This is a genomic window from Novosphingobium sp. ZW T3_23 (assembly GCF_044987305.1).
GTDB lineage: Bacteria > Pseudomonadota > Alphaproteobacteria > Sphingomonadales > Sphingomonadaceae > Novosphingobium.
The window spans coordinates 26,229-51,743 of the sequence record NZ_JBJDRF010000022.1; the positions used below are offsets into that span (position 1 = coordinate 26,229).

The following is a 25,515-nucleotide window of genomic DNA, read 5'->3' on the forward strand; positions in this document are numbered from 1 at the left end:
ACGTCGCTAGGCCCGTTTTTGTTGCACTGCGGCGGAAAAGCGACCGGCCGGTTGTCGCTTGGGACAACCGGCCGCATTGGTCTCGTCTTCGATGTTCAGGTGAGCGCTGCGCGGGCCATCGCGGGAGACGGGGCGAGCGCAGGGGCCGGCTCGGCGGCGCCAAGCGTCGGTATCGCGTCGTCCACCGTCACCGGCTCGTCGCCTTTCAACAGCGCCAGCGCTTCGCCCTTGGTCTCGACGGCGGGCGGCGAGCCGCGCAGCGGCATGCCTGCCGTCTCGCGCACGGTGAGCATGGTGACCACGCCGATCGCGGCGGCGCCCATCAGGTAATAGGCGGGAACCAGCGGGTCGCCGGTGCGGCTGACCAGCCAGGCTGTCACCAGCGGCGTCGTGCCGCCGAACAGCGAGACGGAGAGGTTGAACGAGATCGACAGCGCGCTGTAGCGAACCGGCGTGTAGAACAGCGCGGGCAGGGTGGAGGGCATCGAACTCGTGAAGCAGACCAGCGCCACGCCCAGCGTCATCAGTCCGAGGAAGATCAGCCAGTCGTTGCCCGAACCGATCAGCAGCATGCTGGGGATGGCCAGGACCATGAGCGCGACGCAGGCGCCGATGATCATCGGGCGACGGCCAAGGCGATCGCTGAACATGCCGCCGATCACGTTCAGGGGCATCATCACCACCATCACCAGGATGATCAGCAGCAGGCCCTTGGTTTCGGCATAGCCCATGGTTACCGTCAGGTAGTTGGGCATGTAGGTGAGCAGCATGTAGTCGGTAACGTTGAACACCAGCACCAGTCCCATGCACTTCAGCAACTGGGGCCAGTGCAGCCGGAACAGGTCGGACAGGCCGGGACGGTCGGTTTCGCGCTCGTCCACTTGCTCGGTATAGGCCTGGAACGCCGGGGTTTCTTCCAGCTTCAGGCGCATGTAGAGGCCGAGCAGGCCCAGCGGGCCGGCGACCAGGAATGGAATGCGCCAGCCCCAGGCGAGCATCTCCGCGTCGGTCAGCGCCATCTGGAGCGCCGTGACGGTGCCGGCTCCGGCGATATAGCCGCCCAGCGTGCCGAATTCGAGCCAGCTGCCCATCAGGCCGCGCTTCTGGTCGGTCGAATACTCGGCGATGAACGTGGCGGCGCCGCCGTATTCGCCGCCGGTCGAGAAGCCCTGGACAAGGCGGGCGACCAGCAGCAGGATCGGCGCGGCAATGCCGATCCGCTCGTAAGACGGGATCAGGCCGATGCAGAAGGTGCCGACGGCCATCATCACCATGGTCAGGGCCAGGATCTTGTGGCGGCCGTAGCGGTCTCCCAGGGGGCCGAACACCAGCCCGCCGAGCGGCCGCACCAGGAACGCCACTGCAAATGTGGCCAGGGTGGCGATTAGTTGCAGCGTCGGATCGCCCGAAGGGAAGAACACACGCCCCAAAGTGACGGCGATATAACCGTATACGCCGAAGTCGAACCATTCCATCGCATTGCCGAGGGCGGCCGCGCCCACCGCGCGGTTCAGCAGCGAACGGTCTACTACCGTGATATCGTCGATGGCCAGTTCCCGGCGGGATTTGAACCAGCCGAATTGCGCATGTTGCGCAACGGGGTTTTGCATGTCTATCTCCGTGCGCGCCCGGGCAGGCGCGCAGGAAGGCACCACTATCGCCGAGCGGGAGGCGGCCGTCCAACGGCCCTGAAGGGATGCGATGCCACATTGGGCATCAAGCGGGGGGAGGGCGGCCCTTAGCCACATTTCGTCGCAGAAGGGACTTTAATGGCCGAAGCGTTGTTCAGCGGCGATGAGTCGAGTTTGTGTGAACAAATGAACGGAGTTCGCTTGGTGTTGAGCTAAACCCTTTTCGCGGTTGATTCCGCGATCGGAACCGGCACCCGTTCGATCTCTTCGAGGTAGTTGGAAGGACTGTACGGCCGTGCTCCGATACACGACCAAAAACGACTGTTTCAGCAGATCGGTAGTTTTCACGGATGAGCAGCCGACTGCACAGTCGAAGCGATCGATCTTCTTTGGTTCAAGGCGGTAACGGCGATTTCGGAACTGCCGCCGGGCCTCTGGATCAGGCTGCGGCGGCGCGCCTCGGTGCATGGGCGGTGAGGCAGGTGAGGACGCTCGCGCTCATGAAGGCGATCGCCAGCAGTTCGGGCACGGTGGGCAGGCGCGACTCCCAGAGGAAGCCGTAAAGCAGCGCGAAGGCCGTTTCGAACAGGATCATCTGGCCGACCATGGTCAGGGGCAGCAGCCTGCTCATGGTGTTCCAGAAGGCATTGCCGACAACGGAGGCAAGCAGGGCGACGCCGCCCGAGACAGCCAGAAAACGATACCACGCGGCGGCATCATGGCCGGCAGGTTCGAGCAGCAGCGCGAAGGGTATCAGCAGCACGGCCTGAAGGCCGGTGACGATGCCGAGCAACAGGCTCCAGTCATGGGCCGAAACGTCGCCGAGTCGGACGAGCCAGCGGCTGTTGATCACCGCGAAGGTCGCCCAGGAGGCAAGGGCGCCGACCGCGCAGAGCAGGCCGATCAACGGCATGAGCCCGGCGTCTGCGCTTTCCGTTACCCGCATCTGTCCCAAGGTCTGCCAGCCGATGCAGGCCAACGCGCCGCAGCCCAGCAGCAGCGAAGGTGCCAGTCGGACAAGCGACGGCGCGCTCGCGTCGCGACTGCCGACGATGGTCACGACAACCGGGATGAAGCCGATCACGAGCGAGGTCACGGAAATGCCCGCCAATTGAACGGCGCTGGACAGGAGGATGTAGTAGAGGGTGTTGCCGAGCAGGCTGAGCCAGGTCAGCGCGATCCACTCGGTGTGACCGAGCAGGCGCACCAGCGTCCGCCAGCGCGGCATCAGCAGAACCGCGGCGATCAGGCCGTAGGCAAGATAGCGTCCGGCTGCCAGATGGAGCGGGCCGAATTCGCCGGCCAGTTCGGGCGCGAGGAAAACGAGGCCCCAGACCGCACCGGCCGCCGCCCCGAAACCCACGCCAACGATCGTATTCCGCTTATCCGACACATCAGGCTCCATGCCGGGCAAGCTCCATCCCGGAAAGACGGCAGACTACACCGAAGATCCGGGCCGGTCTTGACCGCGTCTACGCCGGTTTTGACCCAGTCTCCAGCGCCCCATGCGGCGCCCCATCCTGCATCTGGCGCCGATAGGCCGCCGGGGCCAGGCCGGTGGCCTTGCGCATGGCGCGTGTCAGGGCGCTCTGGTCGGAATAGCCGAAGCGATAGGCCAGTTCCGCGATCGGCAGGTGACCCGCGCACAATGCCTCTCGCACCCGCTGCAACCGCAGGTCGGAAAGCCAGGCGCGGGGCGTAGTATTCAGCTCGTGACGGAACAGTTCGTGCAGGCGGCTTACCCCGACGCCGGCGTGGCGCGCCATCGATGCGGCCGTCCACTGTCCGCCCGGCTCCGCCTCCACCGCGGTCAGAAGCGCGGCCAGGCGCAGGCGCGCGCGGGGCGTTTCGCCTGCCAGTGTGTCGAACAGCAGGGGCGCCCAGCGGTCCACCATGGCCTGCGTGGTTTCGTGGGACGCGCCGTGCTGCGTTGCCATCAGTGCCATGAAATCCACCAGCTTGTTCGCGGCGGGCGAGAGCGCGCAGTAGGGGCCGCGCGCCAGTTCGTCCCGCAGGCGTGGTGCCAGCGCCTGACGGTCGAGGTCGAGAATGAACGACCGGTTGGCCTGCTCGCTCACCTGCCCGTTGACCTGATCGTGGCGCATGCCGGTATCGACGAAAGCCATGTCTCCGCGCCGGATGGCGCCGCCGCGCGTGCCGATCTCCATCGCCAGCGCGCCTTCCAGCGGCAGGACGATCTGGGCGAAGCCGTGGCTGTCGGTCGTGCTGTCCCGCCCATAGCTGCGCACGTCGATGGAGAGGGGGGAGAGTGGCGCCATCCCTGCCCTTTACCACCGATCGCCGCCCCGATGACAGCGGGATTTGCGATTGGCCTGTCCGGTCGCCCGGGGATAGGGGCACGCGGTAGGGCTTGAAAACTCGGGCCGGAATCCTGTAAAGGCGCTCCATTCGCAAGGAGCCCGGTGCAAATCCGGGTGGCTATTCCGGCCGCCGATCCGCCGGACAATCTCACATGACCTTACCCTTCAAGCGCCGGTAATTGCCGGCGTCATGTGCAATTGCGGACTTCTTTCATGACAGACACACTCTTCCGCTACCGGCGGCAGTGGTTCAGCGACGCCGTGACCGCGCGGCGCGACGTGCTTGCCGGCATTGTCGTCGCCCTCGCCCTGATCCCGGAGGCCATCGGTTTTTCGATCATCGCCGGAGTCGACCCCCGCGTCGGGCTCTATGCTTCCGTGGCGATCGCCATCGTCGTCTCCTTTACCGGCGGCCGGCCGGCGATGATCTCGGCGGCGACGGCAGCGGTTGCCGTCCTCGTCGGGCCGCTAGTTCGCGATCACGGCGTTCCCTATCTCTTTGCCGCGACGATCCTGATGGGGCTGTTCCAGATCCTGGCGGGCCTGCTGCGCCTCGATCTGGTGATGCAGTTCGTCTCGCGCTCGGTGATCACCGGCTTCGTCAACGCGCTGGCCATCCTGATCTTCATGGCGCAGCTGCCCCAGCTCACCCATGTGGGATGGCAGACTTATGCGATGGTCGCGGGCGGTCTTGCGGTGATCTACCTGTTCCCGCGCGTGACAAGGGCCGTGCCTTCTCCGCTCGTGGCGATCCTGCTGCTGTCGGCTTTGAGCATCGCGATGGGGCTGCCGGTCCACACCGTGGGCGACATGGGCCGTTTGCCCGAAGGCCTGCCGAGCTTCGCGCTTCCGCAAGTGCCGCTGACGCTGGACACCCTGCGCATCATCCTGCCCTATTCGCTGACGATGGCGGCGGTGGGCCTGCTGGAGTCCATGCTGACCGGGCAGATCGTCGACGACATGACCGATACCGACAGCGACAAGCGCCGCGAATGCGCGGGGCAGGGGAGCGCCAACATCGTCGCCGCCCTGTTCGGCGGGATGGGCGGCTGCGCCATGATCGGGCAGTCGGTGATCAACGTCAGTTCGGGCGGACGGGGGCGCCTGTCGACTTTCGTGGCGGGCGCGTTCCTGCTGTTCCTGCTGGCGGTGCTAGGGCCCTGGGTGGGCCGCATCCCGATGCCGGCGCTGGTCGCAGTGATGATCATGGTTTCGATCGGCACCTTCAGCTGGGCGTCCATCGCCAACTTGCGCCGCCATCCGCCGACGTCCTCGGCGGTGATGCTGGTGACGGTGGCGGTGGTGGTCGCCACGCGCGATCTCTCGCTCGGCGTGCTGGCGGGAGTGTTGCTGTCCGGCGTGTTCTTCGCGGCCAAAGTGCAGCGCATGTTCGCGGTGGAGCGCGAACTTTCGGCCGATGGCACCCGTGCCACCTACCGCGTTACCGGGCAGATCTTCTTCGCCTCGGTCCAGCGCTTCACCCGCGCGTTCCAGTCGGAGAGCGAGGCCTCGCACGTCCTGATCGACGTATCGGCCGCGCATTTCTGGGACATTTCGGGCGTCGGCGCGCTCGACAAGGTGGTGGCCCGGCTGCGGCGCGAAGGCCGGAGCGTGGAGGTCGTTGGCTACAATCAGGCGAGCGCCGACCTGGTCGATCGCTTCGCCCTGCATGACAAGACCGGCTTCGAGAGCGGCGCGACGCCGCATTGAAGCAGCGTTTCCGGGACGGCGCCATGCCGTCCCGGAAACGCAGTGGCTTACTTGCCCGGCACCAGCCGCATGGCCGCGCCGCCGCCGGGAGCCAGCCAGAGATCGAGCTTGTCGCCCTTCTTCACGTCACGCGTGTCGTAGGCGATCCGGTGGCGGGCATCGGTGAGGTAGGTCGCGCCTTCGCCGTCCTTCCAGATCGTCGCCTTGTAGGTCTTGCCCGGTTCGAGGAAGTCGAACGAGAGCGTGACGGTGCGCGCGGTGGCGTCGTTCACGCCGCCCACGAACCATTCGGGGCTCTTGCGGTCCTTGCGTGCAAAGATCGCGAAGTCGCCCACTTCGCCCGCGATCAGGTGGCTTTCGGCCCAGTCGGTGGGGACATGGCGGATGAATTCCATCTCGCGCGGATGCTTTTCGAGGTTCTCGACGAAGTCCGCCGCCATCTGGATCGGTGAGTAGAGCGCGAGATAGAGCCCGAGCTGCTTGGCGAGCGTAGACGCCAGCGGATCGTGCTTCGCGCCTTCCAGGCTCAGGACGCCCGGCGTGAAGTCCATCGGGCCCGAGAGCATGCGGGTATAGACTAGGGTCGGCTCATGGTCCGGACCGTTGGCGAAGGCGCCCCAGGCGTTGTATTCCATCCCGCGCGCGCCTTCGCGGGCGATCCAGTTGGGATAAGTACGGCGCAGACCGGTATCCTTCACCGGCTCGTGGGCATTGATGGCGATATGGTGCTTCGCGGCCAGCTTCACCACGTCGAGGTGATGGTTCACTTGCCGCTGGCCGTCGTGCCATTCCATATGCGTGGCGCCCGGCTGCTCGCCGTAATGCCAGGTGTCCGCGATGATGCCGCCGCCATCGGCAACGTAGCCGGTCTTCACCGAGGTCACGCCCAGCTTCTCGTAGAGCGCGAAGCCCGCGTCCATCTGCTTTTCGTAGATGGCGATATTGCCGCCGGTCTCGTGGTGGCCGATCAATACGACACCCTTCTTGCGAGCATAGTCGGTGACGGCCTGGATGTCGAAGTCCGGCGTGGCTTCGGTGAAGTTGAAGTCGCCGTGGCCGAACCAGTCGCCGTCCCAGCCCTTGTTCCAGCCTTCGATCAGCACGCCGCCGAACCCGTTGCGCGCGGCATAGTCGATGTACTGTTTGGCGCGTGCGGTGGTGGCGCCGTGCTTGGGGCCGGTCGCCCAGGACCAGTCGCCGCGGATCATGCCCCACCAGATGCCGACGTAGCGCATCGGCTTCACCCAGCTGACGTCGCCCAGCTTGTTGGGTTCGTTGAGGTTGAGTTCCAGGTCGTTCTCGACCAGCCCCGCCGCCTTGTCGGCGATGCGGATCGTGCGCCAGGGCGTGTTGAAGGGCAGGTCGCGGACCACCCGCGCGCCTTGCGAGGAAGGCGAGAGCGTGGTGCGGAATTTCTGCCCGTCTGCGCGCTTGAACCAGTATCCGGCATAGTCGACCAGCGCCGCTTCGTGGAACGAGAGGTGAGTGCCGTCCTCCAGCTTCATCGTGATCGGCGTGTGCGCGGTGGATACGGCGTCGATCGGCGTCTGCTGGTAGACCTGCTCGTAGCGGTTCCACTCGCCGCCGGGGATCCACCAGGCAGTGCCCTTGGGAACGATGTCGAACTCGGTGGTCTCGTCGGCGATCTTCATCGTCTTCATCGCCGGCTGCTCGGGCAGTTCGTAGCGGAAGCCGATGCCGTCATCGAAGAGGCGGAAGTGCACGTCCATCAGGCGGTTGCCCTGAACCGCGGACTGGCGGAAGTGGACGGTGATCTCGTTGTAATGATTGCGCACATCGGTGCGCTCGCCCCAGGGCTGCTGCCAGGTATCGTCGTGCGTGCCGGTTTCGCTGCCGGTGATGGAGAAGCCGCGCACCATGTTGACGCCGTCGGTCAGCACGAAGCCCAGCTTGCTCGGGGCGATCAGCAGCTTGCCCTTGCGCGAGAGCGACCAGGTGGGGCGGCTGTCGTTGTCGGTATCGACGGTGAGCACGATCGACCCGTCCGGCGAGGCCGCAGTCGCCGTCTTGCGCGCGTCCTGGGCGTTCGCGGCGAGCGGCGCCAGGGCGGCGGCCAGGAGGCCGGCTTTCAGAAAGGGGGTTTGGCCCAGCAGGCGTAAAGGCTTCATGCGTCTTCTCCGTTCGGAACTTCGGCTTCTTCCCGAAGCCAGATGGCACCCCATGCGGGCAATGTGCCGGGTGCGGTATCGTTGACGGCGGTGAGCACGGTGCCCGTGGTCGAGACAACGACCGGCCAGGCGGCGTCGCTTGCGCCGATGTTGAACAGGGCAAGGACCGATCGTCCCTCCGCCTTGCGGCGCAGGACCAGCCGCGTCTCGTCGGCAAGCAGCACCTCGCAAGTGCCCCGGCGCAGGGCCGCATCGTCGCGGCGCAAGTGGACGAGGCGACGCGTCAGATGCAGCAGCGAGGCGGGATCAGCTTCCTGCCGGTCGATGGCGCGGGCAAGGTTGGCCTCGGAAAGCGGCAGCCACGGTCGGCCGCCGGTGAAGCCGCCGTGTTCGTCCTGCGCCTTCCACGGCAGCGGCGTGCGCACGCCGTCGCGAGAGAGGGTGAGCGGCCAGTTGGCGATGGCCTCGGGATCCTGGAGCCGTTCGAACGGCACCTCATCCTGCTCCAACCCAAGCTCTTCACCCTGGAACAGGATCGGATTGCCGCGCAGGGAAAGCAGCAGCATGGCCTTCATCCGCGCGAAGGCGTCGCGGTGTTCAGGGGCACACCAGCGCGAGATGGCGCGGGGGGCGTCGTGGTTCTCGAAGGCCCAGCTCGGCCAGCCCATCCCCGGTTCGTCGGGCCAGAAGTGCTGCGCGGCGGCGATGTGGGACGGGGTCAGGTTCTCGGCATAGAGGAAGTCGAAGCCGTAGGCGCTGTCGAGGCGGGCGGGGCCTTGCGTGAACGCCTTCATCTCCGAACCGGCGTTCAGGCCGCCCACTTCCGCCAGCGAATAAGTATCCGGATAGGAGGCGATCAGCGCCTGCAACCGCTCGATGAAAGGCAGGATATCCGGGTGGGACTGGTTGTAGCGCTGGATCTGGAAATCGTAGGGGCGGGTGCGCGGCTTGCCGTCTTGCGGTGCCGCCGGATTGTCGTGCAGCAGCGGGTCGTGCATCGAATGGTTGAGCGCATCGATGCGGAACCCCGATACGCCCCGGTCCAGCCAGAACTTCGCGACCGCCAGCAGCGCGTCCTGCACCTCGGGGTTGTGGCAGTTAAGTTGGGGTTGTTCGGCCAGGAAATTGTGCATGTAATACTGGCCGCGCCGCGCATCCCAGCGCCAGGCGGGGCCGCCGAAGATCGACTGCCAGTTGTTGGGCGGCGTGCCGTCTTCGCGGGGATCGGCCCAGACGTACCAGTCGGCGCGCGGGTTGTCGCGGCTGGCGCGGCTCTCGGCGAACCAGGCGTGCTTGTCCGAGGTATGGGCATAGACCTGGTCGACGATGATCTTCAGGCCCAGTTCGCGGGCGCGGGCGATCACCAGATCGAAGTCTTCCAGCGTGCCGAAGATCGGATCGACCGCGCAGTAGTCCGAGATGTCGTAGCCGAAATCGGCCATGGGAGAGGCGTAGAACGGCGAGATCCACACCGCTTCCACGCCGAGCGAGGCGACGTGGCCCAGCCGTTCGGCAATGCCTTTCAGGTCGCCGATGCCATCGCCGTTGGCGTCCGCGAAGCTGCGCGGATAGATCTGGTAGATGGCGGCGCCGCGCCACCATTCGGGTGTAGGGGTCATTATCGTTTCCGGGGGCCAGAGAGGGAGCGGCAAGGATCAGGGTTTGGCCGCGCAGACCGCGAAGCCGAGTGGCGGCAGCGCGACGTGCAGGGAACCGGGCGCGCCGGCCTTCGCGGCACAAGGCGCGCCCGCCAGGGTTTCGAAATCGAGCGAGGCGGGCTCGACCGCGACCTGGGCCGAGAGCGGCGCGGTGGATGTATTGAAGGCCAGCAGCACTTCGCGCCCGGTGTTCGGATCGAAGCGCGACACGGCGAGGAGGCCCGGCTTGTCCGACGCCGCGCGGGTGACGGAGCGGCCTCCGGTCAGCGCCGGGGTCTTCACGCGCAGGGCGGATAGCTGCGCGATCAGGCGGTAGAGCGGGTGGGCGGGGTCGAAGTTGTCGGTGGCGGTGGTCCCGGCCGTGCCCACAAGCGCCTCGCCGTTGTAGATCGCCACTTTGCTGGCGAACATGTCCTGCCGCGAAAGCTGGTCGCCGCCCGCGCCGACGAAGCCCTGCTCGTCGCCGTAGTAGATCGTCGGCACGCCGCGCAGGGTGAGCAGCATGGCATGGGCCAGCTCGTCCCGCTTCAACAGTTCGTCGGCGCTCATCGCGGGATCGGCGGCCTTGAGGAACATCGCCGCGCGCCCGGCATCGTGATTGCCCAGGAACGTCGGCAGTTGCAGCGCCGCCGCCGCTCCGCCCTCGTAGAGCCCGTCGTCATCGGGCAGGCGCGCCAGTTCCTCGCCGGTCTTGCCGCTCGCCGCCGCCAGCACCGCGTGCATGAACGCGAAGTCCAGCACGCCGGGAAGCCCGGCATTGCGCGTCCAGCTTGCCAGCAGGGCGGGATCGTAGTCTCCGCTCATCACTTCGCCGAAGATGTGGAAGTTGGGGATGCCCCTGGCCGCCGCCCGGGCTTTCATGGCTGGTACGAATGCGCGCCAGAATGCAGGGTTCACATGCTTGGCGGTGTCGATACGGAAGCCGTCGATGCCGTACTTGTCGATCCAGTCGCCATAGATCGCGATCATGCCCTCGATCACGCGCGGGTGCTCGGTGGCGAGGTCGTCCAGGCCCACGAAATCGCCGTATTGCGCGCTTTCGCCCTTCCAGTCGGTATTGCCGCGATTGTGGTAGTAGATCGGGTCGTTCAGCCATGCCGGCACTTTCACCCGCGCTTCGCCCTTGGGCACGACGGGGGTGTAGGCGAAGGACGGGTCGGTCAGCTTCGCCCAGTTGGCCTTGCTGTCGTTTGTGTCTCCGGCAAAGCCCGGATTGATCGCCCCGCCCGAGACGCCGCCCCGGCGGGAGAACGGATATTCCGCCTTGGACCGATAGGGATATTGCTGCGCGGATCCTTCCTGATACTGGATCACATCGGCCGTGTGGTTGGCGATGATGTCCATGTAGACCTTCATGCCCCGCGCATGGGCAGCGTCCACCAGCGCCTTGAAGTCCGCGTTGGACCCGAAGTGCGGATCGACCTGGGTGAAGTCGGTGATCCAGTAGCCGTGATAACCGGCGCTTTCCTCGCCCTTCGGCCCCTGCACCGGCTTGTTCTTGAAGATCGGCCCCACCCAGATGGCGGTGGCGCCCAGGCCTTGGATGTAACCGAGCCGGGCGGTCAGTCCCTTGAGGTCGCCGCCGTGGTAGAAGGCCTTGTCGGCCGGATCGAAGCCGGTCGCCAGCTTGCCGCCCTTGAGCCCGCCCTTGTCGTTCGACGGGTCGCCGTTCTCGAAGCGGTCGGGCAGGACGAAGTAGATCACTTCCTGTTCCGGGCTGCGCGCGCGCAAGTCTTCCAGCGGCCCGGCGAACGCGGGTGGGGCTGCCAGCGAAAAGGCCATTGCGGCCAGCGAGGCAAATCGGCGGATCATGGTTTTGCGGCTCTCCCGTGGACGCCTGGGGCGGAAGAAAGGGCGGAGCCATGGGAATGGCGCGCATTCCCATGGCTCCGCCAAGTGGCCTGCGGGGCGGGTTTGGAGGAGGAGAAACCCCGCAGGCCGAGGGTAGAATAAGAGCTTACTTGATGCTCAGAACTTATACGTGAATCCGGCCAGGAACCGGCGGCCGTAAGTCTGATAGTCGATGATCTGCCGGGTATCGCCGGGATTGGTGGTGATGAACGGCGCGTCGGTCAGGTTCTGGCCCTGGATGTAGAGCGACAGGCCCGCCAGCGCGCTGTCCGGCTGGAAGTCGTAGCCGATCTGGGCATCGACGATCGTTTCCGCAGCCGCGCGGCGACGCACGCGGTTGGCCGAGAAACCGGAGACTTCGCCGATGAAGGTGGAGCGATAGCGTACCGAACCGCGCGCATTGAAGCCCCACTTCTCGAAGTAGGCGGTGCCGTTGGCGACCCACTTCGAATAGCCGGGCAGGTCGCCCGAAGGCTGGCCCGGTTCGGGCGCGATCTTGGTCTTCGTATAGGCGACGCTGCCGGTCACGCCGAAGCCGTCCAGCGCGGAAGCGAACGTCTCGAACGGCAGCGTGGTGGCCACTTCGACGCCGTAGATCTTGCCGCCCTTGCCGTTGATCGGCACGTTCAGCTGCGCGGTGTCGGAAATCGGGACTCCGTTGCCGGGATCCTGAAGGGCCAGGCCGTCGGTGGGCACGGTGACGTCCATCTTGTAGACGTAGCTCTTCAGTTCCTTCCAGAAGAACTGCGCGGCGACATAGCCCTTGGCGCCGAAATACTGCTCGAAGGTGAGGTCGAGCGCATTGGCGCGCCACGGACGCAGATCGGGATTGCCGGATTCGCCGGTGACCTGCGCCACGCCATTGACGATCGTGGAGTTCCAGCTCAGCGAGGCGCGCATGTCGTCCAGGCGCGGGCGGATCATCTCGCGCGCGGCGGCGAAGCGGATCACCGTGTCGCTCGGCAGGCGCAGCGACATGTTCAGGCTGGGCAGCACGTCAAGGTAGTCGGCGCTGTTGTTGCGCGGCAGCGAGCCGACATTGGGCGAGCCATTGGCGTTCTCGCCCAGATAGACGGCGGTGGCGCCCTTCGAGTTCTGGTCGGTCCAGTTGGCCTGAACGCCGAGGTTGCCGGTGAACTCGCCGATCCCGAGATCGGCCTTGAAGTTCGCCTGCGTATAGGCGGTCATGACCTTCTCGCGGATGGCGTAGCTCTTGACCACGACGTCGCCGTAGGGATTGGCGACCAGGTTGTAGATACCGTCATTGATCAGCGCGAGCGGGTTGTAGCTGATGACCGGGCCGAGGCCGAGGTACTTCAGGTCGGTGGTGCCAAGCTGGTACTGCTCGGGCACGGCCACGCTGGTCAGGCCATCGGTATTGGCGGCCAGACCCAGGAAGTACTCCTCGGGCACCAGCGACTTGGAACGATTGGTATAGTTCCAGCCGACCTGGATCGAGCTGAGCGCGCCGGCGTCGAACTTCTTCTCCACCTCGGTGCGGAACTGCCAGAGTTCGTCCTTGACCTTGCGGTCGTTGTAGTAGCCGTCCTGTCCGCCGCGAATGGCTGTGCCGTCCGGCGCGATCTGCGTGCCGCCCCAGCCTTGCGGCGACGTGAGCACGATCTGGCTCCAGTCTCCGTAGTTGAGGCCGGGGGTGAAGCGGGCGCCCTGCGAGGTGGAAAGGAAGCCCACGGTGTCGGTCGCGCCGGAGGGGAAGCGGCCGGTGCCGGAATAGCTTTCGACCGTCAGTTCGTTGCGATCGGTGCGCGAATAGCTGGCGTCGAACATCGCGTTCCAGCCGTTGTCGCCTTCCCACTTGTTGTTCCAGCCGAACGAATAGAGCTTGGCATGGCGCTGGAACACGTCGTTGCGCACGATGCCCTTGACGTCATCGAAGCTGCCGGACGTGATCAGCCCGTTCTCTGCGGTATAGCCGGGGTTGAGCGTGGCATTGCCGTAGAGCGGCATTTCGATGCCGCGCTTGATCTGGTCATCCTTGAAGTTCGAATAGAAGGCGTCGATCGTAGAGGTGAACTGCGGCACCGGGCGCCATTGCAGCGTGCCGTTCAGGCCCAGGCGCTTCAGCTTGGTGGAGGTGTTGTAGGACTTCTGCCCGGTGATCACGCGGTTGCCGTCCGGCGTGGGATCATAGCCCCAGGCGTTGAACTCCTGGATCTGGTAGGGTTCGTCGGTATAGCTGGCGCCAAGGGCGATGCCGATCGTGTCGTTGGCGAACTGGTCCACGTACATGCCGTTGACCCGGTAGCCGAGATCGTCCGAGCCGACGTTGAGCTTGCCGAGATCGGCGTAGGAGCCGCGCGCGCCGATCGTGACGATGCGCTTGCCGGCGTCCAGCGGGCGGATCGTGCGCATGTCCACCGTGCCCGACAGGCCCTGGCCGACGAGGCTGGCCATCGGCGTCTTGTAGACGTTCACGGCGCTGACGACTTCGCTGGGATACTGGTCGTATTCGACGGCGCGGTTGTCGCCGGTGGAGGTCTGTTCACGGCCGTTGAGGAGCGTGGTCGAGAAGTCCGGGGCGAAGCCGCGAATGGCGATGGCGTTGGAGCGGCCGGACACGCGCTGCGAGGTCAGGCCCGGAAGGCGGGCGATCGATTCGGCGATCGAGGCGTCGGGCAGCTTGCCGATATCTTCGGCCGAGACCGATTCCACGATCTGCTCGGCGGTCTTCTTCTTGTTGACGGCCGATTCAAGGCTGGCGCGAAAGCCGGTGACGACGATCGACTGGCCATCCTGGGCCTCTTCGGGAACAGGGTCAGAAGCGGATTCCTGGGCCGCTGCGGCGACGGGTACCGTGCCGGCGGCCAGAGCGGCTGCCATCGCAAGCGAGGACGAGTTCCGGCGAGAAACGCACCGGCGCGAAAATTCCTTGTGAAGCGACATCCTGTCCTCCTCCTCCTGCGGTTATCGTCCGACCCCTGGATGTTGATGGGGCTAGACGTGGAAGATCCGGTGTTTTGCACCGCGACTCTTCCGTTCACCCCGTCGCTTAGGGCGCGACAGATGAATGCATAATATGGCATACGTATACGCGAGTGCCGTCGGGCCACGTTGCGTTGCACGATTGCAACGTCTCCGGGAGGGGGTAAGGCGGCAGAAATGCTGGGTTTTATAAAGAAAATTCGAAAGTAAAAACGATGGGCCGCAAACCGAGCAACAGGCCGACGAGTTTCGACATCGCCTACCGGGCCGGGGTTTCCCAGCCCACCGTCAGCCGCGCCCTGCGGGGCAGCAAGGCGGTGAGCGCGGCAACGCGGGCGCGGATCGAGGAAATCGCGCGCGAACTGAACTATTCGGTCGACAAGAACGCCTCGTCGCTGCGCTCGCAGCGTTCGAACACGATCGCGCTGCTGTTTTTCGAGGAACAGACGCCCGACGATTCCAAGATCAATCCGTTCTTTCTCGCCATGCTGGGATCGATCACGCGCGAATGCGCCAACCGGGGCCTGGACCTGCTGATCTCGTTCCAGAAGATGGAGGACGATTGGCACGTCCGCTACCAGGACAGCCACCGTGCCGATGGCCTGATCCTGCTCGGCTATGGGGACTACACGCTCTACGAAAGCCGTCTGCGGCAACTGGTGGGGCAGGGCACGCAATTCGTGCGCTGGGGCTCGGTGAACGAGGAGAACATCGGCGCCACCGTGGGATCGGACAACTTCGGGGCGGGCCATCTGGCCGGCGAGCACCTGATCGGACTGGGGCGACGGCGCATCGCCTTCCTGGGCCAGGCCGACGAGCATTATCCGGAGTTTGCCGAGCGCTATCACGGCCTTTGCGCCGCCATGGCCGCCGCCGGGCTGGATTGCGATCCCGTGCTTCAGCGCGACACGATCAGCCACGAAAACCTCGGCCATGCGGCAATGCAGGCGCTGATCGACGAGGGTGTGGAATTCGATGCCGTCTTCGCGGCCAGCGACCTTATCGCGATCGGCGCCATGCGGGCATTGATCGCGGCGGGGCGCTCGATCCCCGACGAGGTCGCGGTCATGGGTTTCGACGATCTGCCCGCGGCCAGCATGACCCATCCGCCGCTCACGACCGTGATGCAGGATTTGAAGGGTGCGGGCGAGCGACTGGTGGAGACGCTCGTCGCGCTGATCGAAGACCAGCCGCTTCCTGAGACGACCTTGCGTGGAAAGCTGATCGTGCGGGGCAGCACTTCGGCGTGAGTCTTCCGGGCGATCACGTATTCGTATGCGTGTTGCCGATGGCCGGGCGCCGTGCGAGTGCCTTGGCACGCATCAAGACGCCGGACTATCGGCAGTACCAGTAGTTCCGTCAACGGGGCTGACAAGAAAGAGGGACGGGATGAGGGGAGCCGCGATGCTCGAAAAGCCGAAACAGGGCTGGGCCGGGCTTTGGAACATCAGCTTTGGCTTCTTCGGCATCCAGATCGGCTTCGCGTTGCAGAACGCCAACATGAGCCGGGTCTTCCAGTCGCTCGGTTCCTCGATCGACGATCTTCCCGCGCTGTGGATCGCGGCGCCGTTGACGGGACTGCTGGTGCAGCCGATCGTCGGCCATCTGTCCGACCGCACCTGGCTCGGCCGGCTCGGCCGCAGGCGTCCCTATTTCCTCGCGGGTGCCTTGCTGGCGACGATAGCCCTGCTGGCGATGCCGGAGAGCGGCGCATTGCTGATGGCGGCGATGTTGCTGTGGATGCTGGACGCCAGCCTGAACATCTCGATGGAGCCGTTCCGCGCTTTCGTGGGAGACATGCTGCGCAAGGACCAGCATACCGCCGGCTACGCGGTGCAGACCGCCTTCATCGGCGTGGGCGCGGTGGTCGGCTCGCTGTTCCCCTATGTGCTGGATCATCTTGGCGTCAGCAATATCGCGGGGCCGGGAGGCATTCCCGACACGGTGCGCTTCAGTTTCAGGGCGGGCGGGGTCATCCTGCTGCTGGCCGTGCTCTGGACCGTGCTGACGACACGCGAATACTCGCCGGAACAGCAGGCGGCGTTCCACGAAGCCGAGGCGCATGAGACGGCCGCAAGTGCGGAGAGCCTCGCGGCGCGCAGCAAGTGGTCCGCCCTGCCGTGGATCGTCGCGGGCGCTTTCGTGGCGCTGGTCGTCCGCGTCTGGAACCTGGAAAAGGAAGTCTACCTGCTCGCGGCCCTGCTGGCCGGCTACGGACTTGCCGTGCTCGGCGCGGTCGGGCTGGCGCGTGCCGGAAAAGGCACTTCGATGCTGGCGGGGATCGTCGGAGATTTCTCGGGCATGCCGCCGATCATGAAACGACTGGCTTTCGTCCAGTTCTTCAGCTGGTCGGCCCTGTTCATCATGTGGATCAACACCACGCCGGTAGTTGCCCAGTATCACTTCGGATCGGCCGACCCCGCCAGCGCCGCCTATCAGGCTGCGGGCAATTGGGTGGGCGTGCTGTTCTCCGTCTACAACGGCGTCGCCGCCATCGCCGCGCTACTGCTGCTGCCCCGTCTTGCCGCGCGGCTGGGGAAGGCGCGAACCCACGCGGCCTGTCTGGTGCTGGGCGCGCTGGGCTTCGCCGGGTTCATGACGCTGCGCGATCCCGATCTGCTGATCGTCTGCGAAATCGGGATCGGGGTAGCCTGGGCCTCGATCCTGGCGATGCCTTACGCCATCCTCGCCAGCAACCTGCCGCAATCGAAGCTGGGCGTGTTCATGGGACTGTTCAACGTCTTCGTCGTGCTGCCGCAACTGCTGGTCGCGACCGTCATGGGCTCTATCATGAAAACCTTCTTCCCCGGCGAGCCGATCTGGACGATGGGCTTCGCCGCCGCCACGCTGCTGGTGGCGGCGCTTGCGTCCCTGCGGCTTGGCAGGGACGTCTGAAGGTCAGAAGTGGCCGCTACAGTAAGCCAGCAGCAGGATGATGGGGATGGGAACGCCGATCAGCCAGAGTAGACCCGAACGCATGGTTTTGTCCTTTCCATTGGTGGGATAGACAATCCTCTGGAAAGGCGGGGGTTCCCCTAGAGCATTTTCCAATCAGGTGGAATCACCTGATGACTCGGAAAATGCGGCAAACCAGAAACTTGGAGCGGTTGATCCGGTGCAACCGGATCAACCGCTCTAGCTGGCCTACTCGGCAGGGACGGCGGCGGGTTCCATCTGCATCGGCCCGCGCATGCCCAGGCGTTCGGAGACGATCGTCGGCACCAGCGCCTGTCCCGCGACGTTCACCGCCGTGCGGCCCATGTCCAGGATGGGGTCGATCGCCAGCAACAGGCCGACGCCTTCCAGCGGCAGGCGCAGCGTGGACAGCGTTAGCGTCAGCATCACCACCGCTCCGGTAAGCCCCGCCGTGGCCGCCGAGCCGATCACCGAGACGAAGACGATCAGCGCGTAGTCGGAAAGCTGAAGCGGCACGCCATAGAACTGGGCGACGAAGATCGCCGAGATCGCGGGATAGATTGCGGCGCAGCCGTCCATCTTGGTGGTGGAGCCCAGCGGCACCGCGAATGCCGCATAGGAGCGCGGCACGCCGAGGCGCTCGGTCACTTCCTCGGTCACCGGCATGGTGCCGACCGACGAGCGGGAGAGGAAGCCGATCTGGATCGCCGGCCAGGCGACCGAGAAGAACCGTAGCGGGTTGATCCCGTGGAGCAGCAGCAGGATCGGGTAGACCGCCAACAGCACGATGGCGAGGCCGATGTAGACCGCGCCCGCGAAGGCGCCGAGCGCCGAAAGCGCATCCCAGCCGTAACTCACCACGGCATTGGCGATCAGCGCCGCCGAGCCAAGCGGGGTCAGCGCGATCAGCCAGCGCAGGAGCTGGCGCAGCACGAGGTTGGCCGAGGTCATGAAGCCGAGGAAAGCTTCTGCCTTGTCGCCGATGCGCACCGCCGCCGCGCCTACCGCAACGGCGGCGATGATGATCTGGAGGACGTTGAACGACACCGAGGTTGCCGGGCCGTCCGCCTCCAGCGTGGTCGAAGCGGTAATGCCCAGGTAGTTGGCGGGGACCAGGCCCTTGAGGAAGTCCAGCCAGCCGCCCACCGCCTTGGGCGCCTGTGCCGCGCCGGCATCGACGTTGGCGTGGAGGCCGGGCTGTATGGTCAGGCCCAGCGCGATGCCGATGACCACCGCGATGAGTGCGGTGATCGCGAACCACAGCAGGGTCTGTCCCACCAGTTTCACGGCATTGTCCAGCCCGCGCAGGGCGGCCACCGAGGCGATGATGGCGGTGAACACCAGCGGCGGCACCAATGTACGAAGCAGTTGGACGAATATCTGCGCTATGGTGTGGAACGTCTCGGTCGCGCCATCCGCCAGCGCGCTGTCGGGTCCAAGCTGCCGCACGGCCAGTCCCGCGACAAGGCCGAACACCATGCCAAGCATGACCTGCGTTCCGAAACCGGGAAGCCACGACCGCTTGGCGCGCGGAGAATTCGACATTCGCTTACTTTCGTTACCGGACCGGATGTCCCGCCATTTCGGCCTTCGCAGGCTTTCCTGCAAGGGGCGCGGGAATGGCACGCTCGCTCGCACGGCAGGCGGTTATTGTCAACTCAAACGGTTGACAATAACCGCCTGCACTTTTCGGTCGTGGAGGCGGGCACATATAACACGATGATGGGCTTCCATAACTTTATGGTTTGGAATAGTATAGAAATAACAAAGCAATAAACGATTGCCCTTGCGTAATTCAAATTGGCCGGGGGCAGGGCAGAGTGCCAATGCGCGAGGCTTGTAATCCGTGCAGCCTCTCTATCGGTAAAGCATTGATCGCGCCCTGTTCCTGCTTCTCGTTCGAGATAGCGGCGGATGGGCGCGTCCTGGTGGTTTTCCATCGCTTCGGCGCTGCATGGTCATGACAGATACGCGGTCTTTGCCGACCGCAGGACAATGCAAGCAAGGAGGTGCCGCATGCGGGGCATGAACAAAGACGCGAGTCTGCTGATCAGGGCATGGCTGTTCCTGTTGGGAGCGGTCATCCTCGCCGCCGGGCTGTTCTTCACGATCGGCGGCGTCAAGCTCATCAGCCTCGGGGGAAGTTTCTACTTCATCCTCGCAGGACTGGCGCTGCTGGTGTCGGGCGCGCTGATTGCCCGCCGCCGCCCGATCGGCGCGCTGCTGTTCGGAGCGACCTTCCTGCTGACGATTCCCTGGGCTCTGTGGGAAGGGGGGCTTTCGTTCTGGCCGCTGATTTCCCGCCTCCTGGCGATGGGCGTCGGCGCGACGGTGGTGGCGCTGTCCTATCCCCTCCTGCTTCGATCCGCCGGACGCCTGCCTGCGTGGAAGCCCGCTCTCGTGGCCGCCGCCGTGGTGGGTGCGGCTTCGGCCGCCGGTTTCGCGGGCATGTTCGTGCCCCATGCCACCGTCGCCTTCTCTGGCGAGGAAGGCGCGCTGGTTCCCGTCGACCCCGCCCATGATCAGAAGAACTGGGAGGCTTACGGCAACACCAGCGGCGGCAGCCGCTTCGTGGCCCTCGACCAGATCACGCGCGACAATGTGAAGAACCTCCAGGTCGCCTGGACCTATCGCACCGGCGACGTGGCGGTGAGCGACGGCAACGGCGCCGAGGACCAGAACACGCCGCTCCAGGTGGGCGATACCGTCTATATCTGTACCCCGCATAACAATGTCATCGCTTTGGACGCCGATACCGGCCGCGAGAAGTGGAAGGCGCGGATCGATGCCAGGGCCTCGGTCTGGAACCGTTGCCGCGGCCTCGCCTACTTCGATGCCAAGGCGCCGCTCCAGCAGCCGAACATGGCCGGATCGTCGCCCGTGACCGCCGTCACCGTGCCCGAGGGCGCGCCGTGCCAGCGCCGCATCCTGATGAACACCATCAATGCCGAGCTGATCGCGCTCGACGCCCAGACCGGCAAGTTCTGCCCGGACTTCGGCAACGGCGGCCGGGTGGATCTCAAGGCGGGCCTGGGTGACGCGCCGGACCCGCAGTACCAGCTCACCTCCGCGCCGACTCTGGCGGGGACCACCGTGGTCGTCGGTGGCCGCGTGGCGGACAACGTGCAGGTGGACATGCCCGGCGGCGTGATGCGGGGCTACGACGTGGTCACCGGCAAGCTGCGTTGGGCCTTCGATCCCGGCAATCCCGCGATCACCGGCATGCCGCCCGAGGGCCGCACCTATACCCGCTCCACGCCCAACGTCTGGGCGGCGATGTCCTACGATCCGGCGTCCAATACGGTGTTCATGCCGGTGGGCAGTTCCTCGGTGGATCTCTACGGCGTTCCCCGGACCCCGCTCGATCACAAGTACGGCGCTTCGATGCTCGCGCTCGATGCCACCACCGGCAAGGAGAAGTGGCACTTCCAGACCGTCCACAACGACTTGTGGGACTTCGACGTGCCGATGCAGCCGACATTCCTGGATTTCGCGGCGAAGGACGGCAGGACCGTGCCAGCGCTCGTGTTCGGCACCAAGGCCGGCCAGCTCTACGTGCTCGATCGTGCGAGCGGCCGACCGCTGACGGAAGTGGCAAACGTCAGGGTCAAGCCCGCCGACATCGCGAACGAGCCCTACGCGCCGACGCAGCCGAAATCGGTGGGCATGCCGCAGATCGGCGTCGGTCCGCTTACCGAGGCCGACATGTGGGGCGCCACGCCGTTCGACCAGCTCCTGTGCCGCATCGCTTTCAAGGGCATGCGCTACGAAGGCCTCTATACCGCGCCCGGCACCGACAAGTCGCTGAGCTTTCCGGGATCGCTGGGCGGCATGAACTGGGGCGGGCTTTCGATCGACCCCACCAGCGGCACGATCTTCGCCAACGACATGCGCCTGGGGCTCTGGGTGAAGATGGTGGCCCAGAGCCATGAGCAGAAGGCCTTGGCCTCTAGCGGCGGCGAGGCGGTGAACACCGGCATGGGCAGCGTGCCGCTGAAAGGCACGCCCTATTCGGTGGTGAAGGATCGCTTCCTTTCCGCCCTGGGCGTTCCCTGCCAGGCGCCGCCGTTCGGCACTCTCACCGCGATCGACATGAAGACGCGCAAGGTCAAGTGGCAGGTACCGGTCGGCACCGTGAGCGATACCGGCCCGATGGGCGTGAAGATGGGGCTGCCGATCCCGATCGGCCTGCCGACGCTGGGCGGTACGCTGGTGACGCAGGGCGGGTTGGTCTTCATCGCCGGCACCCAGGACTACTACTTGCGCGCGTTCAACTCCGCGAACGGCAAGGAAGTCTGGAAGGCCCGCTTGCCGGTGGGCAGCCAGGGCGGCCCGATGAGCTACAAGTCGCCGAAGACCGGCAAGCAATATGTGGTGATCACCGCCGGCGGCGCGCGCCAGTCGCCCGATCGCGGCGACTATGTGATCGCTTACAAGCTGCCGTGACGGCCTTGGGGGCGGCGCGCAGCCGCCCCCTTCACATCCCGGATAGAACAGCCCGCGTCGGGACGACGGCGGGAAGGAGGGGGCCTTGGCCCGACGTAACCGCATCATGAATCGATCCATCGCCGGCTTGATCGCCCACATGACGGGCTGCGGCCTGCTGATCGCCGCCCCGTTTGGGGCCGGTTCCGCGCAGGCTGAAGAAGCCGTTCAACCGCCTGCCGCCGCCGCCCAGCCCTCCGTTCCCGGCCCTCCGGCCGAACGGGAGACGCTGACGGGCGATTGGGGCGGCCTGCGCAGCGATCTCAAGCAGGCGGGCGTGACTTTCCGCGGCGACTACGTCTCGGAGACTTTCTCGGCGGTGGACGGCGGGGAGCGGCGCGGAACCACTTACGTCCAGCAGGTGCGCCTGGGGGCGGACTTCGACATGGAGCGCTTGGCCGGGTGGAAGGGCGGCATCGTCCATGTGACCGTCAACGACCGGCGCGGCGTGGGCCTGTCGTCCGACTTCGTGGGCAACCGCCTGCCGATCCAGGAAGCCGCAGGCGGCTACTATGCGCGCCTGACCGAGGCCAGCGTGGAGCAGAACCTCATGAGCGGCAGGCTCAACTTGCGGCTGGGTTATTTCGCGATGGGCAACGACCTGGGCGGCATGCCGATCGGCTGCAATTTCGTGAACGCCGCCTTCTGCGCCCACCCGCTCTCGATGTCGGGAGACAGTGGCTGGTACAACTATCCCAATGCCCGCTGGGGTGCGGCGGTGCGTTACAAGCTGCGTCCGGACGTGACGCTGCGCACCGGCGTCTACCAGGTGAACCCGCGCCTGAACGACGAGGACAATGCCTGGGATCCGTTCGCGGGCGGCACCACCGGCGTGGTCCTGCCGCTGGAAGTCGAGTACGATCCGGGCACCGCCAAGGGCAATGGGGCGCTTCCGGGGCACTACAAGGTCGGCGTCTACTACGATACCTCGCGCGTGGAGCGGCAGGGCGGGGGTGGTACCGTCAAGGGGCGATACGGCTTCTACATCCTGGCGGACCAGATGATCCTGCGCGAAGGCATGGGCGGCCGGGGCCTGTCGGTCTTCGGGCAGTTCACCGCCAATCCCCAGATATCCGCCCAGATCACGCGCTGGTACGCGGGAGGTCTGGTCAAGACCGGCACGTTCAGGGGGCGCGATGCCGATACGATCGGTCTGGGCTTCACCCATGCCGTGGTCGATCCGCGTTTACGGCGCGCTAATGTCGGCATCGCGCCGGTGCCCGGGGCCTACGCCTCGCTGCCGGCGGGTGAGACGGCGATCGAACTGAGCTACGGCTTTCAGGCCAACCGCTGGTTGGTGCTTCGGCCGGACATTCAATACATCGTCGATCCGGGTGCTTTCCGCTTCCGCTCGACGCCCAATGCCCTGGCGCTGGGCCTTCAGGTCAGGATGCAGTTCTAGGGCCGATAACCCTCACCTGCGATGAAAACCATTCCTTGCGCGTTCGGCAGTGGATCAACCGGCCGACATGCGACGTTCCGTTAGTAGCCGATGCAGAGCGAGCCCCCGCGTACCGGCCGGGGCCGGTCTCGGCATGAGCAGAACAGATCAAGGAGAGCATCGATGAATCGGCGTGATTCCAACTTCGGCGGCCAGCAGTCGGGTGATTATCGCAGCGAGAATTCAGACTGGGATTCGCCGCGCCAGGCCAATCAGTGGCAGGGCGAGTCGCCTCGCCAGACCGGCGGCTGGGGCAATGACGACGACCAGTCGACACGGTATTCCGATGGCGGCCGCAACCGCCCTGAAACATCGTCCGGCGATTTCGAAGGTCGCTATCGCGGCGGATCTCGCGAAGAAGCGGGCTATCGGGAGACCGGCTATCGTGAAGGTGGCCGCTATGGACGCGGACGCGGTTATCGCGAGCAGCGCTACGGTGACGACTACCAGAACCGCGATCGGGAACAGTCCTACCGCTTCTCGGGCGATCGCGGCGCCTATCCAAGCCGCGAATACGACGCGAGCGGCGGCAACGACTTCTCCAGCTTCACCAGCGAGGATTACGGCGGCCGCGATTTCTTCGCGCCGCGTGGCGGCGGTGGTGGCGGGCTGAGCCCGAGCTTCAGTTATCGCCCGACTTTCGACACGTTCGGCCGTGGCTATTACGGATCGAGAGCAAGCGAAGACCGCACCGCACGCAATCCGCGCGATTACGGTGATTGGCGCGAATATGGCGAGAATCGCGGCTTCTTCGAGCGCGCCGGTGACGAGATCGCCAGCTGGTTCGGCGACGAGGATGCGGCACGCCGCCGCGAGCAGGACCATCGCGGTCGCGGTCCTTCCGACTATACCCGTTCGGACGAACGCATCCGCGAGGACGTGAACGATCGCCTGACGCAGGACTGGCGCGTGGATGCCACCAATATCCGCGTCGTCGCCAAGGACGGCGAAGTGACGCTGGAAGGCAGTGTCGGCAGCCGCAACGCCAAGCGCCGCGCCGAGGATGTCGCAGAGGATGTCTCGGGTGTGAAGCACGTCCAGAACAACCTGCGCGTGACCGGCGGCACGAACTGGACCGACACCGGCCAGGGCGCTTCGCTTTCCAGCACGACGCGGACCGGTACGGCTTCCACGACTGGATCGTCCAGCACCCTCGGCTCAACGACGGGTAGCTCGACGACGGGTAGCACCTCGTAAGCGAGCACGGTCGTAATCAGAAAAGCCGCGGGCGCCCATCGGGAGCCCGCGGCTTTTCCCTGCATGGCGAGTACGGCCTGCCGCTCGCCTTTATACCGTCGTCATCCTGAACTTGTTTCAGGATACATTTTTAACCATCAGCAGCGGGTTGTGGCGAGAAATGGATCCTGAAACGAGTTCAGGATGACGGTTTGGATTGGGCCACAGACGATAAGTGAAACGAGTGTCCTCGGGGGTTTCGTCACAGCCACCTTGTATGTCGGAACCAGACATAGAGCGTGCAGCAAAGAACCGCGATCACTCCCAGCACCGCGAAATAGCCGAAGCGCCATTGCAGTTCGGGCATGAACTGGAAGTTCATGCCGTAGATGCCGGCGATGGCGGTGGGCACCGCCAGGATCGCGGCCCAGGCGGCGAGTTGCCGCGTGATCGTGCCTTGCCGCTGCGATTCCAGCAGGTGGCTGACTTCGAACACCGTGGTGAGGACTTCGCGCAAGCTGGCGACCATCGAATCCACGCGGCGCACATGGTCGTACACGTCCTTGAAGTAAGGCCGCACCGCCGCGTCCAGGAACGGCATGTCCAGGTGCACGAGCTTGCTGCACACTTCGGCCATGGGAGCCAGTACGCGCTGGAAACGGATCAGTTCGCGGCGCAGCGCGAACAGGCGCATCACGTCGTTCCGATCGAGGAACGCGTCCAGCGCGCGCTTCTCGATTTCCAGGACGTTCTCCTCGATGGTTTCCACGATCGGCAGATAGCCGTCGACGATGAAGTCCAGGATGGCGTGGAGCACATAATCCACGCCGTTGGACAGCAGCGTCGGCGCGGCTTCGAGCTGCGCACGCAGTTCGGTGTGCGCGCGCGCCGAACCATGGCGCACCGAAATGACGTGGTGCTTGCCGACGAACACCGAGGTTTCGCCGTAGACGATCTCGTCCCCTTCCAGATGCGCGGTGCGGGCGACCACGAAGAGCTGGTCGCCGTAGATGTCCACCTTGGGCAACTGGTGGGCCTTCTGCGCGTCTTCCACCGCCAGCGGATGGAGGCCGTAGGTCTTCTGCACGGAGTGAAGTTCCGCCTCGGTCGGTTCGTGCAGGCCGATCCACACGAAGTCCTCGCTCTCACCCCGGGCATGGTCGGGAATCGGGGGACAGCTTTCGAGCGATACCGGCTCGGCTGGCTTGCCCTGGCGGTAGAGGCGGGCGGCAATGACGGTCATCGAGGCGTGGT

Annotated in this window: 15 protein-coding genes and 1 other annotated feature; of the genes, 6 read left to right on the forward strand and 9 right to left on the reverse strand. The window is 65.5% G+C overall.

The window, feature by feature from the left end; genetic code table 11:
- Nucleotides 1–95: 95 nt before the first annotated feature.
- The 3 genes from proP to ACI3K3_RS12925 form a co-directional block, all read right to left on the reverse strand.
- Nucleotides 96–1,610, reverse strand: coding sequence for a glycine betaine/L-proline transporter ProP (proP, locus tag ACI3K3_RS12915; protein WP_404914261.1), 1,515 nt, complete (start codon nucleotides 1,608–1,610; stop codon nucleotides 96–98).
- A gap of 460 nt (nucleotides 1,611–2,070) precedes the next feature.
- Nucleotides 2,071–3,036, reverse strand: coding sequence for a DMT family transporter (locus ACI3K3_RS12920; RefSeq protein ID WP_404914263.1), 966 nt, complete (start codon nucleotides 3,034–3,036; stop codon nucleotides 2,071–2,073).
- Nucleotides 3,037–3,103: 67 nt separating this feature from the next.
- Nucleotides 3,104–3,910 (reverse strand): AraC family transcriptional regulator, encoded by an 807-nt coding sequence (locus ACI3K3_RS12925; protein WP_404914265.1) that lies wholly within the window; start codon nucleotides 3,908–3,910, stop codon nucleotides 3,104–3,106.
- A 133-nt stretch (nucleotides 3,911–4,043) separates the two neighbouring features.
- Nucleotides 4,044–4,100: a sequence feature (sul1 is cis-regulatory element that is thought to sense ions involved in sulfur or methionine metabolism; They are found in Alphaproteobacteria), on the forward strand.
- A 65-nt stretch (nucleotides 4,101–4,165) separates the two neighbouring features.
- Here ACI3K3_RS12925 and ACI3K3_RS12930 point away from each other — a divergent pair.
- Nucleotides 4,166–5,662 carry a SulP family inorganic anion transporter gene (locus ACI3K3_RS12930; protein WP_404914267.1) on the forward strand — a complete coding sequence of 499 codons (1,497 nt, stop codon included), beginning with the start codon at nucleotides 4,166–4,168 and terminating at the stop codon, nucleotides 5,660–5,662.
- A 47-nt stretch (nucleotides 5,663–5,709) separates the two neighbouring features.
- On the opposite strand, the gene ACI3K3_RS12935 is transcribed toward ACI3K3_RS12930, so the two are convergent.
- The 4 genes from ACI3K3_RS12935 to ACI3K3_RS12950 all read right to left on the reverse strand — a co-directional run bounded on the left by ACI3K3_RS12935 (nucleotide 5,710) and on the right by ACI3K3_RS12950 (nucleotide 14,141).
- Nucleotides 5,710–7,791 (reverse strand): glycoside hydrolase family 97 protein, encoded by a 2,082-nt coding sequence (locus tag ACI3K3_RS12935; protein WP_404914269.1) that lies wholly within the window; start codon nucleotides 7,789–7,791, stop codon nucleotides 5,710–5,712.
- Nucleotides 7,788–9,410 carry an alpha-amylase family glycosyl hydrolase gene (locus tag ACI3K3_RS12940; RefSeq protein ID WP_404914271.1) on the reverse strand — a complete coding sequence of 541 codons (1,623 nt, stop codon included), beginning with the start codon at nucleotides 9,408–9,410 and terminating at the stop codon, nucleotides 7,788–7,790. The genes ACI3K3_RS12935 and ACI3K3_RS12940 overlap by 4 nt, the downstream gene beginning before the upstream one ends.
- A 36-nt stretch (nucleotides 9,411–9,446) precedes the next feature.
- Nucleotides 9,447–11,261, reverse strand: a complete 1,815-nt coding sequence (locus ACI3K3_RS12945) for an alpha-amylase family glycosyl hydrolase (protein ID WP_404914273.1) — start codon at nucleotides 11,259–11,261, stop codon at nucleotides 9,447–9,449.
- A gap of 156 nt (nucleotides 11,262–11,417) precedes the next feature.
- The gene (locus ACI3K3_RS12950) at nucleotides 11,418–14,141 is read right to left on the reverse strand and encodes a TonB-dependent receptor (protein WP_404914275.1); all 2,724 of its coding nucleotides are present in this window, start codon (nucleotides 14,139–14,141) and stop codon (nucleotides 11,418–11,420) included.
- A gap of 317 nt (nucleotides 14,142–14,458) precedes the next feature.
- Here ACI3K3_RS12950 and ACI3K3_RS12955 point away from each other — a divergent pair, with 317 nt between their 5' ends.
- Both ACI3K3_RS12955 and ACI3K3_RS12960 read left to right on the forward strand, forming a co-directional pair.
- Nucleotides 14,459–15,493 carry a LacI family DNA-binding transcriptional regulator gene (locus ACI3K3_RS12955; RefSeq protein WP_404914277.1) on the forward strand — a complete coding sequence of 345 codons (1,035 nt, stop codon included), beginning with the start codon at nucleotides 14,459–14,461 and terminating at the stop codon, nucleotides 15,491–15,493.
- 139 nt (nucleotides 15,494–15,632) lie between these two features.
- Nucleotides 15,633–17,138, forward strand: a complete 1,506-nt coding sequence (locus ACI3K3_RS12960) for an MFS transporter (protein WP_404914279.1) — start codon at nucleotides 15,633–15,635, stop codon at nucleotides 17,136–17,138.
- A 249-nt stretch (nucleotides 17,139–17,387) separates the two neighbouring features.
- Here ACI3K3_RS12960 and ACI3K3_RS12965 read toward each other — a convergent pair whose 3' ends face one another.
- A complete protein-coding gene (locus ACI3K3_RS12965; RefSeq protein WP_404914281.1) occupies nucleotides 17,388–18,704 on the reverse strand; it encodes a dicarboxylate/amino acid:cation symporter in 1,317 nt (438 codons plus the stop codon).
- A 480-nt stretch (nucleotides 18,705–19,184) separates the two neighbouring features.
- Here ACI3K3_RS12965 and ACI3K3_RS12970 point away from each other — a divergent pair, with 480 nt between their 5' ends.
- The 3 genes from ACI3K3_RS12970 (at nucleotide 19,185) to ACI3K3_RS12980 (ending at nucleotide 24,282) form a co-directional block, all read left to right on the forward strand.
- The gene (locus ACI3K3_RS12970; RefSeq protein WP_404914283.1) at nucleotides 19,185–21,605 is read left to right on the forward strand and encodes a glucose/quinate/shikimate family membrane-bound PQQ-dependent dehydrogenase; all 2,421 of its coding nucleotides are present in this window, start codon (nucleotides 19,185–19,187) and stop codon (nucleotides 21,603–21,605) included.
- Between the two features lie 106 nt (nucleotides 21,606–21,711).
- Nucleotides 21,712–23,046, forward strand: coding sequence for a carbohydrate porin (locus ACI3K3_RS12975; protein WP_404914285.1), 1,335 nt, complete (start codon nucleotides 21,712–21,714; stop codon nucleotides 23,044–23,046).
- A gap of 162 nt (nucleotides 23,047–23,208) precedes the next feature.
- Nucleotides 23,209–24,282, forward strand: coding sequence for a BON domain-containing protein (locus ACI3K3_RS12980; protein WP_404914287.1), 1,074 nt, complete (start codon nucleotides 23,209–23,211; stop codon nucleotides 24,280–24,282).
- Nucleotides 24,283–24,523: 241 nt separating this feature from the next.
- Here ACI3K3_RS12980 and corA read toward each other — a convergent pair whose 3' ends face one another.
- Nucleotides 24,524–25,504: a magnesium/cobalt transporter CorA gene (gene corA, locus ACI3K3_RS12985; protein ID WP_404914289.1), complete on the reverse strand. Its 981-nt coding sequence runs from the start codon at nucleotides 25,502–25,504 to the stop codon at nucleotides 24,524–24,526.
- Nucleotides 25,505–25,515 lie beyond the last annotated feature (11 nt).